Here is an 8819-nt window from a genome sequence, read left to right as displayed (position 1 = left end):
CGACGGCGGGTCCGGTCACCGCGCGGTGCTCTACCTGCGCCCGCTGGCGGGCCGCGACACCGCGGAGTTCTTCTCCGACTCCCGCTACGGCGAGTTCTGGGTCGGCGCGCGGCCGACGCTCGAGGACGTCGAGACCGAGACCGGCATCCGCACCGCGCACCTCGACGACCTGCGCGACGCGCTCGCGAAGGACGCGGGCGCCGACGGCGTCCAGGTGCTCGTCGTGCCGGACGTCGACGAGGCGGTCGAGGACGTCGTCGAGGAGATCCGGGCGACCGAGGCCGCCGGTGAGCGCGACGAGAAGCTCGCCGAGGCGCTGTCCGAGCTGCGGCTGCTCAAGGACGCCTACGAGGTGGAGCAGATGCGCCTCGCGGTCGACACGACGATCGAGGGCTTCGAGAAGATCGTGCGCGCGCTGCCCGCCGCGCAGCAGCACCGCCGCGGCGAGCGCGTCATCGAGGGCACGTTCGTGGGGCACGCCCGCCAGGAGGGCAACGCCGTCGGGTACGAGACGATCGCGGCCGCGGGTGAGCACGCGACGACGCTGCACTGGATCGACAACGACGGCCCGGTGCGTGCGGGCGACCTCGTGCTCGTCGACGCGGGCGTCGAGGTCGACTCGCTCTACACCGCCGACGTCACGCGCACGCTGCCCGTCGACGGCACCTTCACGGAGGTCCAGCGCCGCGTCTACCAGGCGGTGCTGGACGCCGCCGACGCCGCGTTCGCGGTCGCGAAGCCCGGCACCAAGTTCCGCGACGTGCACGACGCCGCGATGCGCGTCATCGCCGCACGGCTCGAGGAGTGGGGCCTGCTGCCCGTCTCCGCGGAGGACTCCCTCCAGCCCGAGAACCAGCACCACCGGCGGTGGATGGTGCACGGGACGAGCCACCACCTGGGCCTCGACGTGCACGACTGCGCGCAGGCCCGCGCCGAGCTCTACCTGGACGCGGAGCTGCAGCCCGGCATGGTGTTCACGATCGAGCCCGGCCTGTACTTCAAGTCCGACGACCTGCTGGTGCCCGAGGAGTACCGCGGCATCGGCGTGCGGATCGAGGACGACGTGCTCGTCACGGCCGACGGCAACGAGAACCTCTCGGCCGCGCTGCCGCGCGACCCCGACGCCGTCGAGGCGTGGATGCAGGGCCTGCTCGGGCGCTGACGCTCAGCGGCCGTCGGCGTCGCCCGCGGGGGGCGTCGGCGGCTGCGGGTCCGGCGGCTGCGGTGCGGGCGGCGCGACGGGCGGCACGCTGGGCGACGCGACGGGCGGGGTCGTCGACGGCGCCGGCGGCGGGTAGGACGCGGCCGGGTCGGACACCGGGGTCGGCGGGGTGGCCGCCGGGCGCGCGGGCCAGCCGGACTGCACGCCGCCGACCTCGCGCAGCAGCTCGCGGGCCTTGTGCGCCTGCTCCGTCTGGCACAGCACCGCGTACGACGACGCGACGATCTGGCTCGACGACGTGAAGTCACGGCGCCCGCGCGAGAACGAGTACGTGATGACGGAGAACAGCAGGCCGAACGCGCCGCCGATGAGGATCGCGGGGATGAACGGGCTGCTCGACCCCGGAGGGCTGAACAGCGACAGCAGGAGGCCGACGAACAGGCCGAACCACGCACCCGACACGAAGCCGCCGAGCGCGACGCGCGGGTAGGACAGCCGTCCCGTGACGCGCTCGACCATGCGCAGGTCGGTGCCCACGATCGTCACGAGCTGCACCGCGAACGCCTTGTCGGCCAGGTGGTCCACGGCGCGCTGCGCCTCCAGGTAGGTCGCGTACGACGCGACCGTCTCGCCCTGCGGCGGCGTGGGGGTGCGGGGGACGCGCGGACCCGAGAACGACATGCCGCGATCCTCCCCCACGGCGCGCACGGATGCCACCAGCCGATGCGGTCCCGCCCGGTTAGGCTTGCCGCCGTGAGCAGCGTCGGGACCAGGGTCTTCGTCGCGCGCCTCGCCGGCACCACCGTCTTCGACCCGCTCGGTGACGAGGTCGGGCGGGTGCGCGACGTCGTCGTGCTCGTCCGCCCCAAGGGCGCCCCGCGCGCGGTCGGCCTGGTCGTCGAGGTCGCGGGCCGCCGCCGCGTGTTCCTGCCGCTCACGCGCGTCACCGCGATCGACGCCGGGCAGGTCATCTCCACCGGCCTGGTGAACATGCGCCGGTTCGAGCAGCGCGCGACCGAGACGCTCGTCGTCGGCGAGCTGCTGGACCGCACGGTCGACCTCGCCGACGGCTCGGGCCAGGCGACCGTCGAGGACGTCGCGATCGAGCTGCAGCGCGGCGGCGACTGGCTCGTCACCAAGGTGTTCGTGCGGCGCCGGCCCGCGGGCAAGACGGGTCTGCTGCGGCGCCGCGGCGAGACGCTGCTCGTGCCGGTCGAGGGCGTCATCGCGCTGGGTCGCACGTCGACGACCGCGCAGGGAGCCGAGCTGCTGCTCGCGCAGTACGAGGACCTCAAGGCCGCCGACCTGGCCGACGTGCTGCACGACCTGGGCACGACCCGCCGCCTCGAGGTGGCCGTCGCGCTGAACAACGAGCGCCTCGCCGACGTGCTCGAGGAGCTGCCGGAGGACGACCAGGTCGCGATCATCCAGGGCCTCGAGCTGACCCGGGCCGCCGACGTCCTCGAGGCGATGCAGCCCGACGACGCCGCCGACCTGCTGGGCGAGCTGCCCGACGAGCAGGCCGCCGAGCTCCTCGAGCTCATGGAGCCCGAGGAGGCGAAGGACGTCCGACGTCTGCTCGCGTACGAGGACAACACCGCGGGTGGTCTGATGACGACCGAGCCGGTCATCCTCGGACCGGAGACGTCGATCGCCGCGGCGCTCGCGCACGTGCGTCGGCAGGACCTCGCGCCCGCGCTCGCGTCGATGGTGTTCGTCGCGCGACCGCCGCTGGAGACGCCCACGGGCCGGTTCATCGGCGTCGTGCACCTGCAGCGGATGCTGCGCGAGCCGCCGCACGAGGCGATCGGCTCGATCGTCGACACCGACGTCGAGGCGATCCCGGCGGACGCCCCGCTGATGTCGGTCACGCGCCAGCTCGCGACGTACAACCTGCTCGCGCTGCCCGTCGTCGACGAGGAGAAGCGCCTGCTCGGCGCGGTGTCCGTCGACGACGTGCTCGACCACCTGCTCCCGGAGGACTGGCGCGAGACCGACGAGGAGCCGCGCGTGATCGTCCCCGCGACGCCGGAGACGCCCGCGGCGGGACGCCTCGGGGGCGGTCGTGGCTGAGCGGCTCGACCAGCCGCGCGAGACGCGGCGGGTGCTCCTGCCGCGCCCGCGCGTCGACTCCGAGCGTCAGGGGCAGTGGTCGGAGTCGATCGCGCGGTTCCTCGGCACGCCGCGGTTCATCATCTGGCTGACGGTGTTCTGCGTCGTCTGGATCGGCTGGAACACCCTCGCACCGGACAAGCTCCAGTTCGACTCCGCCGACCTGGGCTTCACCGCGCTCACCCTGGTGCTGTCGCTCCAGGCGTCGTACGCCGCGCCCCTGATCCTGCTCGCCCAGAACCGGCAGACGGACCGGGACCGTGTGCAGTTCGAGCAGGACCGGCAGCGCGCCGAGCGGAACCTCGCGGACACCGAGTTCCTCGCGCGGGAGATGGCGGCGCTGCGCATCGCGCTGTCCGAGGTCGCGACGCGCGACTTCGTCCGGTCCGAGCTGCGCAACCTGCTCGAGGAGCTCGCCGAGGAGCGCGAGGCCGAGCGCGAGCGCGCCGAGCAGGAACGGGCCGGCGAGGACCGGGCGGACCGGCCCGCCTGACCGCGCGGAGTTGTCGCACGGTCGCCCGGCGTCGGACCCGGGCTGCAGGACCCTGGTCCCGGGGACCTGCGCGGCGCCACCTACGATGAGGGCATGCCCCAGCCCGACCCGACGACCCTGGACGCGGCCGTCCGCAGCGCGCTGGCGACGGTCCTCGACCCCGAGATCCGCCGCCCGATCACCGACCTCGGCATGGTCCGGTCGGTGGACGTCGACGCGACACCCGCGGGCGCGCGCGTCCGCGTCGGCGTCGACCTGACGACGCCCGGCTGCCCGCTCAAGGAGACCCTGACGCGCGACGTGACCGCGGCGGTGCAGGCGGTCGAGGGCGTCGCGGAGGTCGTCGTCGCGCTCGGCGTGATGACGGCCGAGCAGCGGCAGGCGCTGCGCACGCTGCTGCGCGGCACGGACGCCGAGCCGGAGATCCCGTTCGCCAAGCCGACGTCGCTGACCAAGGTGTACGCGATCGCGTCGGGCAAGGGCGGCGTGGGCAAGTCGTCGGTCACCGCGAACCTCGCGGTCGCGCTCGCGGCCGACGGGCTGCGCGTCGGGGTCGTCGACGCGGACATCTACGGGTTCTCGATCCCCCGCATGCTGGGCGTGACGCGGCCGCCGACCAAGGTCGACGACATGCTGCTGCCGCCCGTCGCGCACGACGTGAAGGTCGTGTCGATCGGCATGTTCGTCCCGCCGGGCCAGCCGGTCGTGTGGCGCGGACCGATGCTGCACCGCGCGCTCCAGCAGTTCCTCGCCGACGTGTTCTGGGGCGACCTCGACGTCCTGCTGCTCGACCTGCCGCCCGGGACCGGTGACATCGCCATCTCGGTCGCGCAGCTGCTGCCGGGGTCGGAGATCGTCGTCGTCACGACCCCGCAGGCCGCGGCCGCGGAGGTCGCCGAGCGCGCCGGGTCCGTCGCCGTGCAGACGCGCCAGCACGTCGTGGGCGTCGTCGAGAACATGTCCTGGCTCGAGCAGCCCGACGGCTCACGTCTGGAGATCTTCGGGTCCGGAGGCGGCGCGCGGGTCGCGGAGAACCTCGGCCGGCTGACGGGCGGCGACGTGCCGCTGCTGGGCCAGGTGCCGCTCGACGTGACGCTCCGCGAGGCGGGCGACGCGGGGACGCCCGTCGTCCTGTCCGCTCCGGACTCCCCCGCCGCCCGGGCGCTGCGGGAGGTCGCGCGCGGCCTGTCGTCCCGCCGCCGCAACCTCGCGGGCCGCTCCCTGGGCCTCACGCCGTCCGCCCGCTGACCGAGCAGCTCGACCGCCGGCGCGCGTCGGGCGGTTCCGGCCGCGCGTCGACCGACTCGCGCCCTCGTGTGCGGACCCCGAGGGTTCGGTTCAGTGAGTGCCCGTCAGGGATCGGCACCCGCTCGTTCCGAGCTCGCCCCGCCCTGCTGCTCGACCCGGCGGTCGCCCGCCGGCGGTGCCGACGGAGCCGTCCGCGGTGACCGGTCGGCCACGACGCGACTTCGCCGCGGCACCGAGACATTGATGTCGCACCGACGAGGCGAAGCCTCCGTATCGGCAAGCGGCTCTCTCACTCAGGCCTCGGCATCACCCGGTGGGTGTTTGAAGTTGTTCGGTTGTGTGTGATGATGTCGGGGTGTTGGCGAGCCAGCGGCAGGAGCACATCCTCGCGGTCGTCCGGGCGCACGGCGCGGCCCGGGTGGCTGACCTCGTCGCGAGCCTCGACGTCTCCGACATGACCGTCCGGCGCGACATCGCGGAGCTCGCGCGCGCGGGCCTGGTCCGTCGCGTGCACGGCGGGGCCGTGGCCCCCGACACGGGCGGCCGCCCGACCGACGAGCCCGGCTTCGAGGCCAAGCGCACGTGGGCCCAGGACGAGAAGCGGGCGATCGCGCGCGCCGCGCTGGCGACGGTCGAGCCCGGCCAGTCGGTCGCGCTGTCCGCGGGCACGACGACGCACCTGCTCGCCGAGCTGATCGCCGCGACCCCCACGCTGCGGCCGCTCACCGTCGTGACGAACGCCGTCGGCGCCGCCGACGTCCTGCACCGCGCGGCGCCCGGCGACGACCGGCTCGAGGTCATCCTCACGGGCGGCGTCCGCACGCCGTCCGACGCGCTCGTCGGGCCCGTCGCCGACCAGGCCCTCGCGCGCCTCCGCGTCGACCGCACCTACCTCGGCGTGCACGGCGTCGACGCGGACGGTCTCACGACGCCGAACCTCGCCGAGGCCGCGACGAACCGTGCACTGATCGCCGCCGCGGCGGCCACGACCGTCCTCGCCGACCACACCAAGTGGGGCGTCACGGGACTCGCACGCATCGCCACGCTCGACGAGGTCGACCTCGTGCTGAGCGACGACCGCCTGCCCGCGGACGCCCGCCGTGCCGTCGGTGCCGCGACCCGCCTCCAGCTCGCCCCGACGGCCGAGAGCACCGCAGGAACCGCCGCCTCCACCGACGCGGGCAGCGACCGCGACGGCGACGGTCCCCGCACCCCCGTCGCGCACGGCCGCACGTCGACCGCGACACCCGTCGCCCCCTGACCGGACCCGCCACCACCACCCCGGAGAGCGCCCGTGAGCACCACCCCGCCCGCCGTCCGCAAGACGGTCACGCACATGGCCGACGGCCGCGAGCTCGTCTACTTCGACGACAGCGAGCCGTACGTCTCGGGCGCCGCGACGCGCCGGCTCGACGACCCGCGCCCGCTGCCCGACCGCTTCGCGCCGGTCGTCGACGAGCACGGCGTCGCGCACCCGATCACCGGGCCGGAGCTGCGGCGGGACCCGCTCACGGGCGACTGGGTGGCGATCGCCGCGCACCGCATGAACCGCACGTTCCTGCCCCCGGCCGACGCGAACCCGCTCGCCCCGGCGCGCCCGGGTGCGGCCTACCAGGACGGCGAGATCCCGGACACGGACTACGACGTCGTGGTGTTCGAGAACCGCTTCCCGTCGCTGCTCGCGGTGCCGGGCGTCGTCGACGTGCCGACCGCGGCCGACGGCGAGGACCTGTGGACCGTCCGCCCGGCGGCCGGGCGGTGCGAGGTCGTGTGCTTCTCGTCCGACCCGACGCAGTCGCTGCGCACGGTCGGCCCGCGTCGCATGCGCACGATCGTCGAGGCGTGGGCCGACCGCACCGAGGTGCTCGGGGCGCTGCCGGGCATCGAGCAGGTGTTCGTGTTCGAGAACCGCGGCAAGGAGATCGGCGTCACGCTGCACCACCCGCACGGCCAGATCTACGCGCTGCCGTACCTCGCTCCGCGCACGGCCGCGATGGTCACCCAGGCTCGTGCGCACCACGACGCGACGGGTCGCCTGCTGGGCCGCGACCTGCTCGACGCCGAGCTGCGGGCAGGCACGCGCGTCGTCCTGGAGTCGGAGCACTGGGTCGCGTACGTGCCGTTCGCCGCGCGCTGGCCGGTCGAGGTGCACCTCGCGCCGCGGCGCGACGTCCCGGACCTGCCCGCGCTCACCGACGCCGAGCGCGCGGACCTCGCGGACGTCTACCTCGAGCTGCTGCGGCGGCTCGACCTGTTCTTCGTCGACGACGAGTCGGCGATCCCCCTGCCATACATCGCGGGCTGGCACCAGGCGCCCGTGCACGACGGACGCGAGGTGTCCCGGTTGTTCCTCCAGGTGTTCTCGGTGCTGCGCGCGCCCAACAAGCTGAAGTACCTCGCCGGCATCGAGTCGGGCCTGGGCGCGTGGGTCAACGACACGACGCCCGAGCGCATCGCTGCGCGCCTCCAGGACCTCGCATGAGCGCCGGGACGTGGGTCGACGCGTGGTCGCCCGAGGAGGGTGCGCAGCGGGCGCGGACGCTGTTCGTGACCTCGTTCGACGTCGAGCCGGACGGTGTCTGGTCGGCTCCGGGCCGGGTCAACCTCATCGGCGAGCACACCGACTACAACGGCGGGCTGTGCCTGCCGATCGCGCTGCCGCACCGCACCTACGTCGCCGTGCGGCGCCGCGACGACGACCTCGTGCGGCTCGTGTCCGCGCAGGATGCCGGCCGGCTGCGCGAGGTGCGCCTGGCCGACGTGGCGCCCGGCACGGTCGACGGCTGGCCGTCGTACGTCGTGGGCGTCGCCTGGGCGTTGCGCGAGGCGGGTCGCGCGGTCGGCGGGTTCGACGTCGCGGTCGACTCGTGCGTGCCGTTCGGCGCGGGCCTGTCGTCGTCGGCCGCGCTGGAGTCGGCGGTCGCCGTGGCCCTCGACGCGACGCACGACCTCGGTCTCGCGGGTCCCTCGGGCGAGCCGGACGACGCGGGTCGTGCGCGTCTCGCGGCGGCGTGCGTGCGCGCCGAGAACGAGATCGCGGGCGCCCCGACCGGCGGCATGGACCAGGCGGCGTCGCTGCGCGCACGGGACGGGCACGCGCTCCTGCTCGACTGCCTCGACGGGTCCGTCCGGCACGTGCCCTTCGACCTCGCCGCCGACGGGCTCGCGCTGCTCGTGATCGACACGCGGGCCGAGCACGCGCTCGTCGACGGTCAGTACGCGGCCCGACGTGCGGCGTGCGAGGCCGCCGCGGCACGCCTGGGTGTCGGCACGCTGCGCGAGATCGACGGCGACGCGCTCGACGGCGCGCTCGCGACGCTCGAGGACGGGTCCGACGACGGCGCGGTGCAGGTCCGCCGCGTCCGGCACGTCGTGCGCGAGATCGGGCGCGTGCAGGACTTCGTCGCGCTGCTCGACGCCGACCGGCTGCGCGACGTCGGCCCGCTCATGGACGCGTCGCACGCGTCGCTGCGGGACGACTACGAGGTGTCGTGCCGCGAGCTCGACGTCGCGGTCGAGGCCGCACGGGCCGCGGGCGCGCTCGGCGCACGCATGACCGGTGGCGGCTTCGGCGGGTCGGCGATCGCGCTCGTCGAGGGCGACGCCGTCCAAGCCGTCGCGGCCGCGGTCGACGCGGCGTTCGCGGCCGAGGGTCTGCACGCCCCCGCGTTCTCCGTCGCGCTCCCCGGGGGCCCGGCCGCCTGACCGGCCGACGCGGTGCCGTGCGCGTCGGGAGATCGGTGGGGCGGAACGGCACCGGCGCGCGCGACGCGTGCGCCCTGTCGCCCCACGGTCCGACGTCGT

Annotated in this window: 8 protein-coding genes; 7 read left to right on the top strand and 1 reads right to left on the bottom strand. The window is 74.9% G+C overall.

Annotated features, from left to right (window positions below; translation table 11 throughout):
- Window positions 1-1162 (top strand): aminopeptidase P family protein (locus tag OMK64_RS15600; protein WP_272729277.1); only part of this gene is annotated, 1162 nt, incomplete at its 5' end.
- A gap of 3 nt (window positions 1163-1165) precedes the next feature.
- Here the strand turns inward: OMK64_RS15600 and OMK64_RS15595 are convergent.
- Window positions 1166-1843, bottom strand: coding sequence for a YflT domain-containing protein (locus OMK64_RS15595; protein WP_272729276.1), 678 nt, complete (start codon window positions 1841-1843; stop codon window positions 1166-1168).
- A 72-nt stretch (window positions 1844-1915) separates the two neighbouring features.
- On the opposite strand from OMK64_RS15595, the gene OMK64_RS15590 reads away from it, so the two are divergent.
- The 6 genes from OMK64_RS15590 (at window position 1916) to galK (ending at window position 8720) form a co-directional block, all read left to right on the top strand.
- The gene (locus OMK64_RS15590) at window positions 1916-3235 is read left to right on the top strand and encodes a magnesium transporter MgtE N-terminal domain-containing protein (protein WP_272729275.1); all 1320 of its coding nucleotides are present in this window, start codon (window positions 1916-1918) and stop codon (window positions 3233-3235) included.
- Window positions 3228-3767 carry a DUF1003 domain-containing protein gene (locus tag OMK64_RS15585; RefSeq protein WP_272729274.1) on the top strand — a complete coding sequence of 180 codons (540 nt, stop codon included), beginning with the start codon at window positions 3228-3230 and terminating at the stop codon, window positions 3765-3767. The genes OMK64_RS15590 and OMK64_RS15585 overlap by 8 nt, the downstream gene beginning before the upstream one ends.
- A 93-nt stretch (window positions 3768-3860) precedes the next feature.
- Window positions 3861-5015, top strand: coding sequence for an Mrp/NBP35 family ATP-binding protein (locus OMK64_RS15580; RefSeq protein WP_272729273.1), 1155 nt, complete (start codon window positions 3861-3863; stop codon window positions 5013-5015).
- Window positions 5016-5370: 355 nt separating this feature from the next.
- Window positions 5371-6276 (top strand): DeoR/GlpR family DNA-binding transcription regulator, encoded by a 906-nt coding sequence (locus OMK64_RS15575; protein WP_272729272.1) that lies wholly within the window; start codon window positions 5371-5373, stop codon window positions 6274-6276.
- Between the two features lie 33 nt (window positions 6277-6309).
- Window positions 6310-7497, top strand: coding sequence for a galactose-1-phosphate uridylyltransferase (galT, locus tag OMK64_RS15570; protein WP_272729271.1), 1188 nt, complete (start codon window positions 6310-6312; stop codon window positions 7495-7497).
- Window positions 7494-8720 carry a galactokinase gene (galK, locus tag OMK64_RS15565; protein ID WP_272729270.1) on the top strand — a complete coding sequence of 409 codons (1227 nt, stop codon included), beginning with the start codon at window positions 7494-7496 and terminating at the stop codon, window positions 8718-8720. Before galT ends, galK begins: the two co-directional genes overlap by 4 nt.
- The last annotated feature ends 99 nt before the right edge of the window (window positions 8721-8819 follow it).

The organism is Cellulomonas fimi (assembly GCF_028527925.1).
Classification (GTDB): Bacteria; Actinomycetota; Actinomycetes; order Actinomycetales; family Cellulomonadaceae; genus Cellulomonas; species Cellulomonas fimi_C.
Note: the sequence above shows the minus strand (reverse complement) of the source record. Positions and strands in the feature narration are given on the sequence as shown.